General features: G+C 74.2%; 15 protein-coding genes. 1 reads left to right on the top strand and 14 read right to left on the bottom strand.

Going from position 1 to position 15,238, the window contains the following annotated elements; translation table 11 throughout:
- The 13 genes from BM237_RS28260 to BM237_RS28200 form a co-directional block, all read right to left on the bottom strand.
- Nucleotides 1-314 (bottom strand): carboxyl transferase domain-containing protein (locus tag BM237_RS28260; RefSeq protein WP_281253987.1); only part of this gene is annotated, 314 nt, incomplete at its 3' end.
- Nucleotides 315-459: 145 nt separating this feature from the next.
- Nucleotides 460-1,284, bottom strand: coding sequence for a 4'-phosphopantetheinyl transferase family protein (locus tag BM237_RS28255; RefSeq protein ID WP_245794101.1), 825 nt, complete (start codon nucleotides 1,282-1,284; stop codon nucleotides 460-462).
- The gene (locus BM237_RS28250) at nucleotides 1,281-1,676 is read right to left on the bottom strand and encodes an acyl carrier protein (protein ID WP_093852587.1); all 396 of its coding nucleotides are present in this window, start codon (nucleotides 1,674-1,676) and stop codon (nucleotides 1,281-1,283) included. Before BM237_RS28250 ends, BM237_RS28255 begins: the two co-directional genes overlap by 4 nt.
- Nucleotides 1,673-3,103 carry an MFS transporter gene (locus BM237_RS28245; RefSeq protein ID WP_093852586.1) on the bottom strand — a complete coding sequence of 477 codons (1,431 nt, stop codon included), beginning with the start codon at nucleotides 3,101-3,103 and terminating at the stop codon, nucleotides 1,673-1,675. Before BM237_RS28245 ends, BM237_RS28250 begins: the two co-directional genes overlap by 4 nt.
- A 114-nt stretch (nucleotides 3,104-3,217) precedes the next feature.
- Nucleotides 3,218-5,545: an SDR family oxidoreductase gene (locus tag BM237_RS28240; protein WP_281253986.1), complete on the bottom strand. Its 2,328-nt coding sequence runs from the start codon at nucleotides 5,543-5,545 to the stop codon at nucleotides 3,218-3,220.
- A gap of 2 nt (nucleotides 5,546-5,547) precedes the next feature.
- On the bottom strand, nucleotides 5,548-6,495 hold the full coding sequence (locus tag BM237_RS28235; RefSeq protein ID WP_093852585.1) for an aromatase/cyclase: 948 nt from the start codon (nucleotides 6,493-6,495) through the stop codon (nucleotides 5,548-5,550).
- A gap of 171 nt (nucleotides 6,496-6,666) precedes the next feature.
- A complete protein-coding gene (gene fabG, locus BM237_RS28230) occupies nucleotides 6,667-7,449 on the bottom strand; it encodes a 3-oxoacyl-ACP reductase FabG (protein WP_093852584.1) in 783 nt (260 codons plus the stop codon).
- Between the two features lie 128 nt (nucleotides 7,450-7,577).
- Complete coding sequence (locus BM237_RS28225) at nucleotides 7,578-7,850, bottom strand: acyl carrier protein (protein WP_093852583.1); 273 nt, start codon at nucleotides 7,848-7,850, stop codon at nucleotides 7,578-7,580.
- A 119-nt stretch (nucleotides 7,851-7,969) separates the two neighbouring features.
- Nucleotides 7,970-9,187, bottom strand: a complete 1,218-nt coding sequence (locus BM237_RS28220) for a ketosynthase chain-length factor (protein WP_093852582.1) — start codon at nucleotides 9,185-9,187, stop codon at nucleotides 7,970-7,972.
- Nucleotides 9,184-10,452: a beta-ketoacyl-[acyl-carrier-protein] synthase family protein gene (locus BM237_RS28215; RefSeq protein ID WP_093852581.1), complete on the bottom strand. Its 1,269-nt coding sequence runs from the start codon at nucleotides 10,450-10,452 to the stop codon at nucleotides 9,184-9,186. The genes BM237_RS28220 and BM237_RS28215 overlap by 4 nt, the downstream gene beginning before the upstream one ends.
- A gap of 37 nt (nucleotides 10,453-10,489) precedes the next feature.
- Complete coding sequence (locus BM237_RS28210; protein WP_093852580.1) at nucleotides 10,490-10,819, bottom strand: TcmI family type II polyketide cyclase; 330 nt, start codon at nucleotides 10,817-10,819, stop codon at nucleotides 10,490-10,492.
- A gap of 21 nt (nucleotides 10,820-10,840) precedes the next feature.
- Nucleotides 10,841-11,506 carry a TetR/AcrR family transcriptional regulator gene (locus BM237_RS28205; RefSeq protein ID WP_093852579.1) on the bottom strand — a complete coding sequence of 222 codons (666 nt, stop codon included), beginning with the start codon at nucleotides 11,504-11,506 and terminating at the stop codon, nucleotides 10,841-10,843.
- A 27-nt stretch (nucleotides 11,507-11,533) separates the two neighbouring features.
- Nucleotides 11,534-12,997 carry an FAD-dependent monooxygenase gene (locus BM237_RS28200; protein ID WP_093852578.1) on the bottom strand — a complete coding sequence of 488 codons (1,464 nt, stop codon included), beginning with the start codon at nucleotides 12,995-12,997 and terminating at the stop codon, nucleotides 11,534-11,536.
- Between the two features lie 613 nt (nucleotides 12,998-13,610).
- Between BM237_RS28200 and BM237_RS28195 the strand changes: the two genes are divergently transcribed.
- On the top strand, nucleotides 13,611-14,513 hold the full coding sequence (locus tag BM237_RS28195) for a hypothetical protein (protein WP_139238202.1): 903 nt from the start codon (nucleotides 13,611-13,613) through the stop codon (nucleotides 14,511-14,513).
- Nucleotides 14,514-14,669: 156 nt separating this feature from the next.
- On the opposite strand, the gene BM237_RS28190 is transcribed toward BM237_RS28195, so the two are convergent.
- On the bottom strand, nucleotides 14,670-15,238 hold a 569-nt coding region (locus BM237_RS28190; RefSeq protein ID WP_139238201.1), incomplete at its 5' end, for a biotin/lipoyl-containing protein.

The raw sequence follows: 15,238 nt of genomic DNA, 5'->3' as shown, positions 1-15,238 counted from the left end.
CCGCCGAAGATCCGGAAGTCGTGGGCGTAGACGAAGACGGTCCGGCCGTGGACGGTGCCCCAGCCGGTGACCACCCCGTCGGTGTACGGCTTCCTGTCCTCCAGGCCGAAGCCGGTGGCGCGGTGCCGGCGCAGCGGCTCGACCTCGGTGAAGGTGCCCTTGTCCAGGAGCAGCCCGATGCGCTCGTGCGCCGTCAGCTTCCCCCTGGCGTGCTGGCGTTCGGTGGCGGCGGGGTCCGGTCCCCGGCGCGCCGTCTCCTTGATCTCGGCCAGCTCCTCTATCCGGTGATGGATCGTCTCGTTCTCCTCGGACATGGTCGTGCCACACTCCCTGGGTCGTTGGTCGGACGTCGTCGGCCGCGGCGCGGGCGCCGCGGCCGGTGCGGATGAACGGGAACGGGCCGGCGGGGCCGGCCGGACCGCCGCGGGCCCGGTGGCCGGCGTTCGGCGGCCGGCCCGGTCAGCGCGCCGCCGGGGCCGGCTCCGGTCGCGCCGAGCGCGCCTCCCCGCCGGCGAGCAGGCAGGTCTCGGCCAGCGGCCGGACGGCCACCACCGCGGGCTCGCGGCCCCGCACGGCGGCCGCGGCGGTGTGGGTGGGGGTGCGCAGTACGTCCAGCACGGTCCACCCGCGCGGGTGGCGGCGGACGTCGGCGCCCAGGTAGTCCCGGTCCGGCGCACGCCCCAGGCCCGTGCCGAGCCCTTTGAGGTAGGCCTCCTTGCGCGTCCAGAGGCGGCCGAAGAGCTCCCTTCTGGCCTCGCCCCCCACCTCGGCCAGTTCGGCGCGCTCGCCGGGGTGCAGCGCCGGGGTGCACACCTCGACGGTCTCCTCCCCGGGCAGCCGCTCCACGTCGACCCCGACCGGCACCGCCGCCACCCCCACCACGGCCAGGCCGCCGCTGTGCGAGAGCGAGAAGTGCGGGGCCGGGTCCGTCGGGTCCGGCGGCGCCGCCGCGGGCCGGCCGTGCGGCCCGCCGCATCCGGGGCAGGGCTCGCGGAAGAACCTCACCTCCTCGGCCGCCACCCCCAGGTAGCGGCCGAGCAGCCGGCGCAGCGCGATGTGGGCCGCGGTGTACAGCAGGCCGTCGGCCGGCCGCAGGAACATGTCGGCCCGCCGCCGTTCCGCGTCGTCCAGGACCGAGCGGTCGAGTTCCCGTGCGGTGCGCCCCTCGGGGCTGCGCACCACCCACAGGTCCAGCCGGCCGCGGGCGACGGTGAACTCCGCCTCCCCGGCGGCCGGGTGGGGCCGCGCGCCACCGGCGGCCGGACCGGTCGCGGGCGGCGTCACGCCGGGTCCACGCCGGTGTGACGCCGCCCGCGCAGCTGCCCGGCCGGACAGTCGACGAGTTCGGCGGCGCTGCCCGCCAGGAGCAGCCGCCGCAGGTCCACCCGGACGTGCGGGTCCCGCTCCATGCGGCGCTGGAGTTCCAGGCCCGCGATGGAGCCGATGCCGAGGCTGTTCATCGGGCGGCCCGCGGTGTCCACGAGGTGCGGGGCGACTCCCAGCACACGGCCGATCAGCCGGCGCACGTACGCGTCGAGTTCCCGGATCCGGTCCTGGTGGTCGGCGGCGGCCCGTACGCCCCTGTCCGGGGCGGCGTCGGGGGCGGCCGCCCCGGCGGGGGCCTTCGGCGCCGCGCGGGTGTGCGCGGCCCGTTCCGCCGTCGGGTTCGCCGTCAAGTCCGCCTCCTCGTGAGGTCGGCGGGCAGGGGGTCGGTGCGGGTCTCCCGGCGCAGCCCCGGCAGCGCCACCACAAGGCCCGCCGCGCCGACGGCCGTGACCAGCAGCACGGCCGCCCCGTGGCCCGCCGCCGTGTACACGGCGGCGGTCAGGGCCGTCGTCAGGGCGGCGCCCAGCTGCACGGCGGTCTGGTACAGGCCGCCCGCCTCGGCCTGCCGGCCGGCCGGCGCCGTGCTCGTGGCCTGGACGTGGAGGGCGGTGAAGGCGAGCACGAAGGCGGCCCCGATCAGCAGCATGGTGGGCAGCACATCGGTCGCGTACTCCAGCGGCGCGGACGGGTCGCGGGGGTAGAGCGCGTAGCCCAGGGCGGCCGCGGCCGCCCCGGCGGCGATCGGCCGCGCGGGGCCGAGGCGGGCGACCATACGGCCGGAGTACAGGGCGCTGAGCACCAGCGGCGCGCTGGCGGGCAGGAAGGCGAGCCCGGTCTGCCACGGGCCGAGGCCCGCGTGCCGCTGCAGGTGCAGGGCGCTCAGCATGAGGATCCCGATGTGGGAGCCGTTGAGCGCGGCGGCTCCGAGGGCCGAGCGGGCCAGGGGCGCGTGGGTGAGGAGCCGGGCATCGGCCAGGGGGCGGGGGCCGGTCAGCTCGCGGCGCGCGAGCAGGACGGCCAGCACCCCCGCGAGGGCGAACGCGCCCGCGGTGGACGGGGCGCCCCAGCCGGTGCGGGGCACCGAGCCGATCGCGTGCACCAGCAGCAGCGTCACCACGGTGAGGCCGGCCGCGCCCGCCAGACCGCTCCCGCCGCCGCTCCGGTCGGGCGGGTCGCCGGGGACCAGGCGCACGGCGGCGGCGAACAGCAGCAGCGCCACCGGCGCCGGGAAGGCGAACGTCCAGCGCCAGCCGATCTCGGTGAGGGCGCCGGAGAGCAGCAGGCCCGTGGCGAACCCGGCCGCGCCGAACAGGGAGTAGACCGACACCGCGCGGTTGCGGGCCGGGCCCTGCGGGAAGGCCGAGAGGATGATCGCCAGGCCGGTGGGGGCGGTGAGCGCCGCGCAGACGCCCTTGACGAAGCGGGTGGCGATCAGCAGCGCCGGGTCCTCGGCGAGCGCGCCGGCGAGGGACGCGGCGGCGAAGACCGCGAGCGCGGTCAGGTAGACCGGCCGGCGTCCCAGCAGCGCGACCACCCGGCCGCCCAGGAGCAGTACGCCGCCGAACCCGGCGGCGAATCCGCTGACGACCCAGTGCAGCCGGTCGGGCGCCAGGCCCAGGTCGTCCCCGATGGCGGGCAGCGCCACCAGCGCCACGGAGACCTCCAGGGCGTCGATGAGCATGTTGCCCGCGAGTACGAGCAGCAGCCCCCACAGGGCCGGTGTCCAGCCGCCGCCTGCCGTGGCCGCGGCGGGGACTGAGGGGTTGTTCTCAGGCATCTCGCTCCCGTTCCGCCAGAGGGTTCTCGTCGAACGGCCGGGGCCGGCGCCCGTGGAGGGGCGCCGGCCCCCGGCACGCTGCCCGGCCGGACAGCGGCTCAGCCGAGCAGCGGCTCAGCCGAGCAGCGTGCCGCCGGTGGCGTCCACGAAGGAGCCGGTGATCCAGCGGGCGTCGTCGGAGGCCAGGAAGGCCACCACGTCGGCCACGTCCTCGGGCTCGCCGACCCGGCCGAAGGCGGACAGCCCGCTCATCTGCTCCACCGCCTCGGGGATCTGGAAGACGGGGTTGTCGTTGCGGGTGATGCCCGGCGCCACGCTGTTGACGGTGATGCCACGCGGGCCGAGGTACTTCGCGAAGTGCAGGGCGAGCTGCTCCACCGCTCCCTTGGACATCGCGTAGGCGATCTCGTCCGGGTTCGCGAAGCGGGTGAGGCCGGAGGAGATGTTGATGATGCGTCCGCCGTCCGGCATGTTCTTCAGCGCGCGCTGGATCAGGAAGAACGGGGCCCTGGCGTTGACCGCGAACACCCGGTCGAACTTCTCCGGGGTGGTCTCCTCCGGCTTGACCCCGCCCATCACACCGGCGTTGTTGACCAGGATGTTCAGGTCCGTCCCGCCGGTGCGCTCGCGCAGCCCCTCCTCCAGGCCGAGGAAGAGCTCGTGGACGTCGCCGGGCACGCCCAGCTCGGCCCGGACGGTGAAGGCCCGGCCGCCGTCCTTCTCGATCAGCTCGACCACCTCGGCGGCGGCCTCCTCGTTGCTCGTGTAGTGGACGGCGACCAGTGCGCCGTCGGCCGCCAGCCGCAGCGCGGCCGCGCGGCCCATGCCCCGGCTGGAGCCGGTGACGAGCGCGGTCTTGCCCGTGAGCCTGCCCATGTCTGTTCTCCACTTCGTCGCTGGTGCTCTGGTCGCGGTCCACGCCGGCGCCCGGTCCTTCCGCGCCGCCGGCCCGTCCGCCCTCCTCCCGGCGCCGAACCAGCGGTTCAGCGCCGCCGTGACGCCGGTGCCCGCGGGGTCGCCGTCGGCCCAGACGACATGACCGTCGGGCCGCACGAGGAGGGCCGCGGTGTCCGGCGCCTCCTGGCCGCCGGGCACCGGTCGGGCGGTCACCGTGCGGACCCGCTCCGCCCAGGGGGCGGCGGCGGTGCGCAGCTCCTCCAGGCGCTCCCGCGCGCCCGGCAGGAGCAGCAGGAGGCCGTGCCCGGTGCGCAGCAGCTCCGCGGTGGTGACGCGTCCTTCGCCGGTCGCCAGCTCCCAGTGCGGGAGCCGGCGGCCGAGCAGGGGGTGGTCGCCGGGCCCGACGTCGTGGCGGACGTCCAGGCCGGAGACCATCGCGGCGAGGTGCCGGCGCGCGTCCTCGCCTCCGGTGAGTTCCGCCAGGACCTCGCGGACGGCCTCGACCTCCGGGCCCCCCAGGAGCAGCAGTGCCTGGCTCCTGATGTTGTCCAGGACCCGCCGGCCGACGGGGTGCCGCTCCGCGTGGTAGCTGTCGAGCAGGCCCTCGGGGGCGTGGCCGCGCACCTGCGCGGCCAGCTTCCAGCCGAGGTTGACCGCGTCCTGGAGGCCGAGGTTGAGCGCCTGGCCGCCGATGGGCATCTGCCGGTGCGCGGCGTCGCCGGCGAGGAGCACCCGGTCGCGGCGGTAGGCGGTGACCTGCCGCGATGCGTCGCCGAAGGAGTTCACCCACAGCGGGGTGCCGCCGCCGATGTCCTCCCCGGTGACCCGCTTCCAGGCGTCGGCGACGTCGGCGAACCGCGGCTGTCCCCGCCGGGGCACGGCGCCGAACTCGTGCACCATCACGCGCGTCACCCCGTCGGGGCGCCGGGCGGCGATGGCCAGGCCGCCCTCCAGCCGCTGGAAGCGGCGGTCGGGGATCTCGATGCCGGACACGTCGGCGCGCAGCAGCTCGCGGACGGCGTCCGTGCCGGGGAAGTCGAAGCCCCCCAGGCGGCGCACGGTGCTGTCCTCGCCGTCGCAGCCGACGACGTATCCGGCCCGCAGGCGGACGGTCGCACCGCCCGCGGTGACCGCCTCGACCTCGACGTGGTCCCGGGACGCGGTCAGTCCGGTCAGCTCGTGGCCGCGCCGGACGTCCGCGCCCAGGTCCGCCGCCCAGCGCCCCAGCAGCTCCTCGATCCGGGTCTGCGGGACCTTCCACTGGCCCGGGTGGGACGAGGGCAGCGTGAGGTCGAGCGGGATGCCCCCGAAGTGGCCCCTGGGGTCGTTCGGCACGTCGCCGAGCGGCTCCAGCAGGCCGCGGCCGTCGAGGATCTCCACGGTGCGGGCGTGCAGGGTCGACGCCCGCGACTCGGTGGTGGGCGCGGTGAGCCTCTCCAGGACCACCACGTCCGCGCCCGCGAGCCGCAGCTCCCCGGCGAGCATCAGCCCGACCGGGCCCGCGCCGACCACGATCACCTGGGTTTCGGTGAAGGGCCCCGGCACGGTCAGGCCCTGGCTTCCGCGTAGTCCTTGGCGTGGCCGAGGGTGGCGCGGCTGTTGGTGCTCAGCGCCGAGCGGACGTACTCCCGGGCGTCCTCCACGGTCGCCTCCGGGCCCAGGATCCGCTCGATGTTCGCGGTGTTGAGGGTGACGGTGTGCTGGGAGGTGGCGGTGGTCACGCCCTGGTCGTCCTGCTCGAACGTCCAGTAGCCGGTGTGCAGGGTCATCAGGGCCGGCAGCGTGACCTGCTTGTAGGCGATCCTGTGGTGCGGGAAGGCCACCCGGTACGACTTGGTGGTGTGCACCGAGCCGTCCTTGGCGCGGGTGTCCATCTCCAGGGTCTGCAGGCCGGGCGTCTCCTCCTCGAAGCGGACGGTGGCCACGTGCGGCAGCCGCTCGGGCCACAGGCCCGCCTCGTTGACGAAGTCGAAGGCGTCCTTGGCCGAGCCGGCGATGCGGACCGAGTCCTCGAAGGAGAAGGTCAGGTCCTCGGCGGCGTGCGCCTGCTCGATGTTGGCCTTCAGGGCGGCCAGCTCCGAGCGGGAGTTGCGGTCGACGGCCTCGTCGATCCACCGCAGGCTCTCGGGGTCGTCGTCGACGGCGCGGTAGTCGTGCAGCAGCCGGACCCTGGACTCGGTTTCGGAGAGGGCCTCGACGACCCAGGTGCCGCCCATGGAGGCGACCGGCGGGGCGGAGACCTCCTGGCGGAAGCCGATCCGCAGGTTCTCCGGGTCCAGGACGCGGCGGGAGGTCCAGTTCTTGGCCTCGCCGTTGGCGGTGGCCCAGATGCGGATGCGCTCGGAGTCCTCGTTCCTCTCGACGTGGTCGACGTAGATGGTGGGCGGGAAGATCCGCGGCCAGTTCTCCACCTCGGCTATCAGCCGGTAGACGGTGGCGGCCGGGGCCGAGACGGTGATCTCGTGCTCCACCTCGCGCAGGGCGGACCGGGACATGCTCGTGCTCCTCTGCTTCGGAGTCGGTTCGGGTGTTCGGGGTCCGGGGTTCGGGGTCCGGGGTTCGGGTTCCGGGGTTCGGGTTCCGGGGTTCGGGGTCCGGGTTCCGGGCGGGCCCGGCGCGGGCCCGGGGTTCCGTCCGGGCCCGGCGGGCCGGGCGGGGCCGGTCGCTCAGAAGTTGCCGAGGCCGCCGCAGACGTTCAGCGCCTGGGAGGTGATGGAGGCGGCGGTGTCGGAGGCCAGGTAGCCGACCAGGCCGGCGACCTCCTCCGGGGTGGAGTAGCGGCCCAGCGGGATCTTCGCCTGGAACTTCTCCAGGATGGCCTCCTCGGTGGTGTCGTACGCGGCGGCGTAGCCCTGCCGGACCCGCTGCGCCATGGGCGTCTCGACGTAGCCGGGGCAGACGGCGTTGACGGTGATGCCGGTGGGGGCCAGCTCGTTGCCCAGGGCCTTGGTGAAGCCCACGACACCGTGCTTGGAGGCCGAGTAGGGAGCGCCGAGGACGACGCCCTGCTTGCCCGCGGTGGAGGCGATGTTGATGATGCGGCCGCGGTCCTTGCCGCGCATCCCGCCGGTGTTCAGCACCTCGCGGGTCATCCGGAAGACGCTGTTGAGGTTGGTGTCGACGACGTCCTCCCACAGCTCGTCGTCGATGTCGGCGGTGACGCCGCCGCCGCTGCGTCCGGCGTTGTTCACCAGCACGTCCACCGTGCCGAAGCGGTCGACCGCGGCCTGGACGAAGGCGCGCACCTCGTCGGCGGAGCGGACGTCCACGGTGGTGCCGTCGACCTCCAGGCCCTCGCCCTGGAGCTCCTTGACGGTCCGTGCGACGTTCTCGGCGTTCCGCGCCCCGATGAACACCTTGTGGTCCCGGGCCAGGAGGCGTGCGACGGCCAGGCCGATTCCGCTGGTGGCGCCGGTGACCACGGCGACCCGCTTGTTCTGCTGCGACATGTCTGTTCTCCAGGTGGTTCGTCGGAAAGGGAACCGGAAGGGTTCGTGAGCGAGTGGGCGAGTGAGCGAGTGGGCGGGGAAGGCCGCCGGGCCCCCGGGAGGACCCCCCGGGGCCCGGCGGCGGGCCGTCACGAGTGCGTCAGGATCGCCGCGAGGTGCTCGTTGACGGCGTCGATCAGGGAGCGGGGGGTGCGGTTCTCCGTGAAGACGTCGTCGTCCAGGGAGATGCCGTACTCGCGCTCGATGCGGCCGCCGGTCTCCAGCAGCGCCAGCGACTCGTAGCCCAGCTCCTCGAAGTCGGTGTCGAGGATGTCTCCGTCGAGGTCGACGCCCTCGTCGGTGCCGGCGCCCTCGCGGAGGATCCGCTTGAGGTCCTCGAGGGTGAACTTCTGCTCGGGCATGTGGGTCCTTTCCTCTCCTCGGATGCGGCGCGCCCGCTGCGGACGCGCCGGGAACGTGCGCGCCCGGCGCCGTGAAGGGGGAGGCACGGCGCCGGGCGCGGGATCGTGGGCGCCTGCCCTCAGTCGGCGGCCCGGACGACGACCGCCGAGTTGTGGCCGCCGTGGCCGCGGGCGAGCACGAGGGCGGTGCGCACCGGGGCGGTGCGCGGCTGCCCGGTCACGAGGTCGATGTCGTACTCGGCCGAACGCTCCACGTTGGTGGTGGGCGGTATCAGCCCCTCGCGGACGGCGAGCAGGGCGGAGACCACGTCCACCGGCGCGGCGCCCGAGTAGAGGCGCCCGGTCATCGTCTTGGGGGCGGTGACCGGGACGCCGAAGGGGCCGAAGACGGCCGTGATGGCTTCGGCCTCCTCGCGGTCCAGCGAGGGGGTGCCGGCCGCGTCGGCGAAGACGACGTCGACGTCCCGCGGCCGCACCCCGGCGTCGGCGAGGGCGAGTTCGGCGGCCCGGCGCAGGCCCGGCTCGCGGCCGCTGCCCGGCCTGGGGTCGAAGGTCGCCCCGTAGCCGGCGATCACGCCGTAGACGTTCTCCGCGCCGCGCTCCCGGGCGGTCCGCTCCTCCTCCAGGATCAGGAGCGCGCCGCCCTCCCCGGGCACGTATCCCCGGGCACGGGAGTCGAAGGGCAGGTAGGCGGTCTCGGGGTCGTCGCCGGTGGACAGCCTGCCTCCGGCGATCTGCGCGACCCACCCCCAGGGGCAGACCGGCGCGTCGAAGCCGCCGGAGAAGATCAGCCTGCTGCCCTTGCGGATCTGCCGGCGGGCCTGCGCGATGGCGTCCAGACCGCCCGCGTGGTCGCTGACGACCACGCCGCTGGGGCCGCGCATGCCGTTGCGGATGGAGATCTGGCCGCTGTTGACGGCGTAGAACCAGGCGAAGGACTGGTAGGCGCTGACGTACTGACTTCCCTGGCTCCAGAGCTTCTTGAGCTCGTTCTGGCCGAACTCGAAGCCGCCGCAGGTGGAGGCGGTGACCACGCCCATGTCGAACTCGGGGATGTCCCCGGGCTCGACGCCCGCGTCGGCGAAGGCGCAGTCGGCGGCGACCAGGGCCAGCTGCGTCATCCGGTCCGTCTGCGGGATCAGCCGGTTCGGCAGGTGGTCCGCGGCCTCGAAGCCGCGGATCTCGCCCGCCAGCCGTGACGGGTACCGGCTCGCGTCGAAGCGGGTCACCGGACCGATCGCGTTCTTCCCGACCCGGGTGGCGGCCCAGAAGTCCTCCACTCCCATTCCGTTGGGGGTGGCGACGCCGATCCCGGTGACCACTGCCCTGGCGTTCATGCCGCACTCCTCTCGGGGCGGGCCAGCACCATCGCGCTCTGGAACCCGCCGAATCCGCTGCCGACCGTCAGCACCGCGTCCGTGCGCTGCTCGCGCGCGGTCAGCGGCACGTAGTCCAGGTCGCACTCGGGGTCGGGGGTGTGCAGGTTGGCGGTGGGCGGCACCATCGCGTTCTCCATCGCCAGCGCCGAGGCCGCGATCTCGATCGAGCCGATCGCACCCAGCGAGTGCCCCACCATCGACTTGATGGAGCTGACCGGCGTGCGGTAGGCGTGCTCGCCCAGGCTGAGCTTGAACGCGGCGGTCTCGTGGCGGTCGTTCTGCTTCGTTCCGGAGCCGTGCGCGTTGATGTAGTCGATGGACTCGGGGGCCATCCGCGCCTCGGCCATCGCCACCCTGATCGCCTCGGCCATCTCGCGGCCGTCGGGGCGCAGGCCCGTCATGTGGAAGGCGTTGCAGCGGGAGGCGTAGCCGGCGATCTCGGCGTAGATGTGCGCCCCGCGCCTGCGTGCGCTCTCCAGCTCCTCCAGGACGAACACCGCGGCGCCCTCGCCGAGCACGAAGCCGTTGCGGGTCCCGTCGAAGGGCCGCGAGGCGTGCTCGGGGTCGTCGTTGCGCGGCGTGGTCGCCTTGATCGCGTCGAAGCACGCCATGGTGATCGGCGAGATCGGGGCGTCCGTGGCGCCGGAGACCATCACGTCGGCGGTGCCCTCGCGGATCAGCTCGACGGCGTGGCCGACCGAGTCGATGCCGGAGGTGCAGCCGGTGGACACGACGGTCACGGGTCCCTCGGCGCCGACGGCCCAGGCCACCTCCGCCGAGAAGGAGCTGGGCACGAAGTAGTTGTACAGGTGCTGCGGGGCGTACGTGTGGTCGACCAGGTCGAGCCGGCCCCCGTCGCTGACGACCCGGTACTCGTCGTCGAGCCCGGTGGTCGCGCCGACCGCGCTGCCGATGGTGACACCGGTGCGGTGCGGGTCGTACTCCGCCAGATCCAGGCCGCTGTCGGCCAGCGCCTCGCGCGCGGTGACCACGGCGAACTGGGCGGCGCGGTCCATGCGGCGGATCTCCTGCGGAGACAGCCCGTGCAGCTCGGGGTCGAAGTCGGCCTCCGCCGCGACCCTGGAACGGAACGGTGAGGGATCGAAGAAGGAGATCCGCCGGGTCGCCGTGCGGCCCTCGCTCAGCAGACTCCAGAAGTTCTTGGCGCCGATCCCGCCCGGCGCCAGGACTCCGATCCCCGTGATCACTACCCGGCGACCCACTGGTCGTGGCCTCCCCTCGTGTAGATGTGCCGCCTCGTCACCGCGAGGCCGTCCAGTCGTAGAAGCGGGTGGCCATCGCGTCGGCCGGGGACCGCCAGGTCTTCGGGTCGTACGCCTCGATGAACGGCTTGAGGTCCTCGCTGATGCGCACGAACCGGGGGTCCGTCCTGGCCTCCTCGATCCGCTCGCCGCCGTTGTCGCCGTCGAAGTCCTGCAGGTGGAAGTACAGGCCCTGGTAGGCGAAGAGCTGGCGGCGGCGGGTGCCCATGCGGTGCGGCATGTCGGTCTTGTCGAACTCGGCGAAGATCCTGGCGACCTCGGCGCTGGAGTCGATGTCCATCCGGGCCACGATCAGGGTGCTGTGCATCGTCTTCTCTCTTCCGTGGGATCAGCGGGCGGTCGCGGGACCGAACAGGCGGACGAAGTCGGCCACCCCGCTCTCGATGAGCGCGTCGGTCTCGAAGTCCGAAAGGGGCACGGCGCCGTGGAAGGAGCGCTGGACGACGCCTCCCACGACCAGCCGGACGAAGCAGTCGGCCGCGTGGTCGGCGTCGGCCACGTCCAGCAGTCCCGCGTCGGCCAGGCCCCGCAGGCGGCGCGCCAGCTCCCGCTGGGTCTGCCGGGGGCCCGCCGACTGCCACATCTCCAGCACCCCGGCGGGCAGCCGGGCGGTCTCCGCGCCGATGTGCCGGACGATGGCGAAGTGCTCGGGGAAGGCGATCAGCGGTGTCAGCCAGGCCCGGCCGAGGGCGGCGAGGTCCCGCTCCAGGTCGGTGACCTCGGCGAGGTGCTCCTCGGCCACGGCGGTCAGGGCGGCGGCGACCGCGGCGGCGCCTTCGAGCAGGACGGCCAGCAGGAGCCGCCCCTTGTCCTTGAAGTAGTGCTCCACCGTCTCCGGCCCGGTGCCCGCCTCGGCGGCCACGGCCTCGACGGTGGTGTGCGTCCAGCCCTCGCGGGCGAAGACGCCGCGGGCGGCCCGTACGACGTGCCGGCGCTCCTCCGCGGGGCCCGGCGCCCGGACGGTGGTGAGCGCCGCGTCGAGAATGGTCGTCATGGGTTCCTCCACTTCGGCGGGCCGCTCTCAGCCGCGGGGGCGGCCGAACCAGCGCTCCAGGGCCATGGGAAGGTCGTGGTGGCTGCCGGGGGCGGCCCAGGCGATGTAGCCGTCGGGGCGGACCAGCACGGCGGCGGTGTTCCGGAGCTCCTCGGGTGCGTCCTGCGGCCTGGCGGTGACGGTGTCGACGCGGTCCGCCCAGCCGGCGGCCCGGCTCCGCAGGCGCCGGTTGTCCTCCAGGTCCAGCAGCACGCCGCGCCCGGTGTGCAGCAGCTCGGTGCTGCTGGTCGGGCGGTCGGCGTCGAGCCGGAGGTGCGGCATGCGGCGGCCGAGCAGCGGGTGGGTGCCGCCCCCGACGTCGTAGGTGATCTCCAGGCCGCTCACCATGGCGGCCAGGTGCCTGCTGACGTCCCGGTACCCGATGAGCTCGGTGAGCACGTCGCGCAGCGGCTGCACCTCGGGTCCGCTGAGGAAGAGCAGCCCCTGGGCCCGGGTGTTCATCAGCAGTCGCTTGCCGACCGCGTGGCGCTCGGTGTGGTACGTGTCCAGCAGTTCCCGCGGGGCCCAGCCCTTGATCTCGGCGGCAAGCTTCCAGCCGAGGTTCACGGAGTCCTGGATGCTGGTGTTCATGCCCTGCCCGCCGGCGGGCAGGTGGATGTGCGCCGAGTCGCCGGCCAGGAGGACGCGGCCGCGGCGGTACTCGGTGACCTGGCGCGTGGCGTCGCCGAAGGAGCTGACCCACACCGGTTCGGCGTGCGAGATGTCCTCGCCGGTCAGCCGCTTCCAGGCGTCGGCGACCTCCTCGAAGGAGGGGGGCGTCTCGCGCCGCTGGGGCGGGGTGCCCCGCTCGCAGACGATGATGCGCGTGATGCCGCCCGGCAGCGGGCCGACCATGACCATGCCGCCGGGCAGGGTCTCGCCGATCATGCGCGGCGCGAGCTCGATGCCCTTGAGGTCGGCGAGGAACATCTCCATCGTGGAGGGCGTGCCGGGGAAGTCGAAGCCGGCGGCCTTGCGCACCGCGCTCCGTCCTCCGTCGCAGCCCACCAGGTAGGCGGCGCGCAGGGTGTGGACGCCCTCGGGGCCGCGGACCTCCACGTCGACGCCCTCGCCGTCGTCCGTGAGGGAGAGCATCTCGTGGCCGCGGCGGATGTCCGCGCCGAGGCTGACGGCCCATTCCTCCAGGTGCTTCTCGGTCTCGGACTGGGGCACGGTCTTGGCCGCCTGCCACGCCCCCTCCAGCACGCCGAAGTCGACGGGCAGGCCGCCGAAGTGGCCCACGTTGCTGGTCTCGATCCCGCCGAACCGGGGCAGGATGCCCCGCTGGTCGAAGACCTCCATGGTCCGGGCGGTGAAGCCCAGGCCCCGGGACTCCCCCGTGCGCCGCGCCAGGCGCTCCACAACGATGACGTCGACTCCCGCGACCCGCAGTTCCGCGGCGAGCATCAGCCCTGCCGGGCCCGCTCCCACGACGATTACCGCAGCATCCATGTACCTCTCCTCGGCCTTCTCGGAATTCCTGCAAGAGTGGGGAAATCGGCGCGCCCACGGGGCGTCTTCGCCGGTCGGCAAGCGCTCAAGACAGAGCATCGGAAACTAGCGACAAGCTTCTTCGCCCGGACGGCCGACCGCAATGCTCGACAATTCAGGTCTACGCAAGATTCCGTTATGCCTTCGCACGTCGGACAGACGTAGTCAAGACGAACATCAGATCGGCGCAAAGTGCGGTTCCGCGGGGGGTCTCATGGAACCGCGGTGGCCCGCAGGGCGGGGCGAGGCCGGGTCCGAGGCACCGGGGAGAGGCCGCCCGGACATCCGGCGCCCGGCATTCCGGAAAACCGCCGGGGCCGTCCGCCCGGCTGCCGCGCGCATGCCCCGGCACCTCACGCGGCGACCCCGGCGCACGGCGGACACGGAATGCGCGGACCAACTGAAGAAATCGGTGAAATTCCTTGTCTCCACGTCAGGAAGAGCACAGGAAACGGAATTCCTGTTGTCCGGTGACAGCGTCCGTAATTAGAGTTGCCGCTCCTGACGACAACGACATCTGGGGGACACTGTGGTCCGAGGGACGATCCATGGGGCCGTCGGCACGACGGCGTGTGTGGGAACCGGCTGCGTGCGCCGGGAGGGGGCCGGTCTGGCCCGGCACCTCCCGGACCCGGGCAGCCTGCTCTGTTCTCCCTGCCGGGGAGGCCTCCTGCGGGATCTGCGGCAGCTGCCCGGTCTGTACGAGGAGTGCGCCCGGCAGCTCGGCGGCCGGCCGGTCCGGACGGGGGAGAGGACGTCCGGCGGTCCGCTGCCCGGCATGCCCTTCGACACCCGCGCGGCCGAGGTGCGTTCCTCGGTCCTCGGCGTGCTGAGCTCGTGGGCCACACTCGTGGTCGAGGAGCGCGGTGTGACGGCCCCCCGCCGCACGGTCGCCGCGCTCGCGGAGTTCCTGGCCCGCCACGCCGACTGGCTCTCCGGCCACCGGGCCGCCGCGGAGGCCTGCGAGGAGGTGGCCCGGCTGGTGCGCCGGGCGCGCCGGGTGATCGACCCCGAGCCGGACCACCGGGTGGGGATCGGCGGCTGTGTGGAGCCGGGCTGCTCGGGCGGGCTGACGGCGCTGCTGCGTCCGGAGCGGCCGCGGCTGCCGGCCGAGATCAGGTGCGACGCCGACCCCGCGCACCGCTGGTTCGGCCACGAGTGGCTCCAGCTGAGCCGGCGTCTGGCGCCTCTGCGGGCGTCCTCCGCCGCGGCCGCCGCCCCGGACTCGGGGCCGGACTCCGGGCCGCACGGCCGCACGGCGCCGCGGGGTTCCGAACCGGCCGGCCACGAGGACGTCCGCTGGGTGACCGCGGCGGACGTCTCCCGGCTGTGGGCGATCCCGCTCGGCAGCGTCTACCGCCACGCCAGCGTGCGCAAGTGGCGCCGCCGGTCCCGCGCGGGCCGGACCTACTACCACGGGGCGGACGTCGACCGGACGCTCAGCGGGCGCGGCGCCGCCGCGGGGAACGGGCTCTGACCGCCCTGAACGCCCTGAACAGCCGTGGAGCCGCGGGGCCCGGGGGCCCCGCGGCTCCAGAGGGCCGTGCCCGCCGGACAGACATCCGGCGAGCACGGCCCTTTCCCGCCCCCTCGCGCCGCTTCCGCGACGTGAGGGGGCGGGCCCGGTCCGGGTTCAGTCCTTGATCTCGCAGATGACGGCGCCGGCGCTGACGCCGGTGCCGACGGCGGCGGTCAGGCCCTTGACGGTGCCGGCGCGGTGGGCGTTGATGGGCTGTTCCATCTTCATCGCCTCCAGCACCACGATCAGCTCGCCCTCGGCGACGGTCTGGCCCTCCTCGACGGCGATCTTGACGATGGTGCCCTGCATCGGGGAGGCCAGCGCGTCTCCGGAGGCGGCCGGGCCGGACTTCCTGGCCGCGCGGCGCTTGGGGCGGGCGCCGCCGGCCGCGGCGGTGCGGGCCAGGGACATGCCCAGCGCGGCGGGCAGAGAGACCTCCAGGCGCTTGCCGCCGACCTCGACGACCACCGTCTCGCGGCCGGGCTCGTCGTCCTCGGTGTCCGCGCCGGGCGCCGCGAACGGGCTGATCTCATTGACGAACTCGGTCTCGATCCACCGGGTGTGCACATCGAAGGGGCCGGCCGGGCGGCCGTGCAGTTCGGGGGCGAAGGCGGGGTCGGCGACGACCGTGCGGTGGAAGGGCAGGGCGGTGGCCATGCCCTCCACGGTGAACTCCGCCAGGG

Origin of the sequence: Streptomyces mangrovi (assembly GCF_900114215.1) — a bacterium.
In the GTDB taxonomy this organism is placed as follows: Bacteria; Actinomycetota; Actinomycetes; order Streptomycetales; family Streptomycetaceae; genus Streptomyces; species Streptomyces barkulensis.
The sequence above is the reverse complement of the archived record's forward strand: the minus strand, read 5'-3'. Positions and strand labels throughout refer to the sequence as shown.

Excerpts from the sequence above, each read along its gene's own strand:
- BM237_RS28220 (WP_093852582.1), bottom strand. The coding sequence starts at position 9,187 with ATGAACGCCAGGGCAGTGGTCACCGGGATCGGCGTCGCCACCCCCAAC.
- BM237_RS28205 (WP_093852579.1), bottom strand. The coding sequence starts at position 11,506 with ATGACGACCATTCTCGACGCGGCGCTCACCACCGTCCGGGCGCCGGGC.
- BM237_RS28225 (WP_093852583.1), bottom strand. The coding sequence starts at position 7,850 with ATGCCCGAGCAGAAGTTCACCCTCGAGGACCTCAAGCGGATCCTCCGC.
- fabG (WP_093852584.1), bottom strand. The coding sequence starts at position 7,449 with ATGTCGCAGCAGAACAAGCGGGTCGCCGTGGTCACCGGCGCCACCAGC.
- BM237_RS28235 (WP_093852585.1), bottom strand. The coding sequence starts at position 6,495 with ATGTCCCGGTCCGCCCTGCGCGAGGTGGAGCACGAGATCACCGTCTCG.
- BM237_RS28200 (WP_093852578.1), bottom strand. The coding sequence starts at position 12,997 with ATGGATGCTGCGGTAATCGTCGTGGGAGCGGGCCCGGCAGGGCTGATG.
- BM237_RS28210 (WP_093852580.1), bottom strand. The coding sequence starts at position 10,819 with ATGCACAGCACCCTGATCGTGGCCCGGATGGACATCGACTCCAGCGCC.
- BM237_RS28245 (WP_093852586.1), bottom strand. The coding sequence starts at position 3,103 with ATGCCTGAGAACAACCCCTCAGTCCCCGCCGCGGCCACGGCAGGCGGC.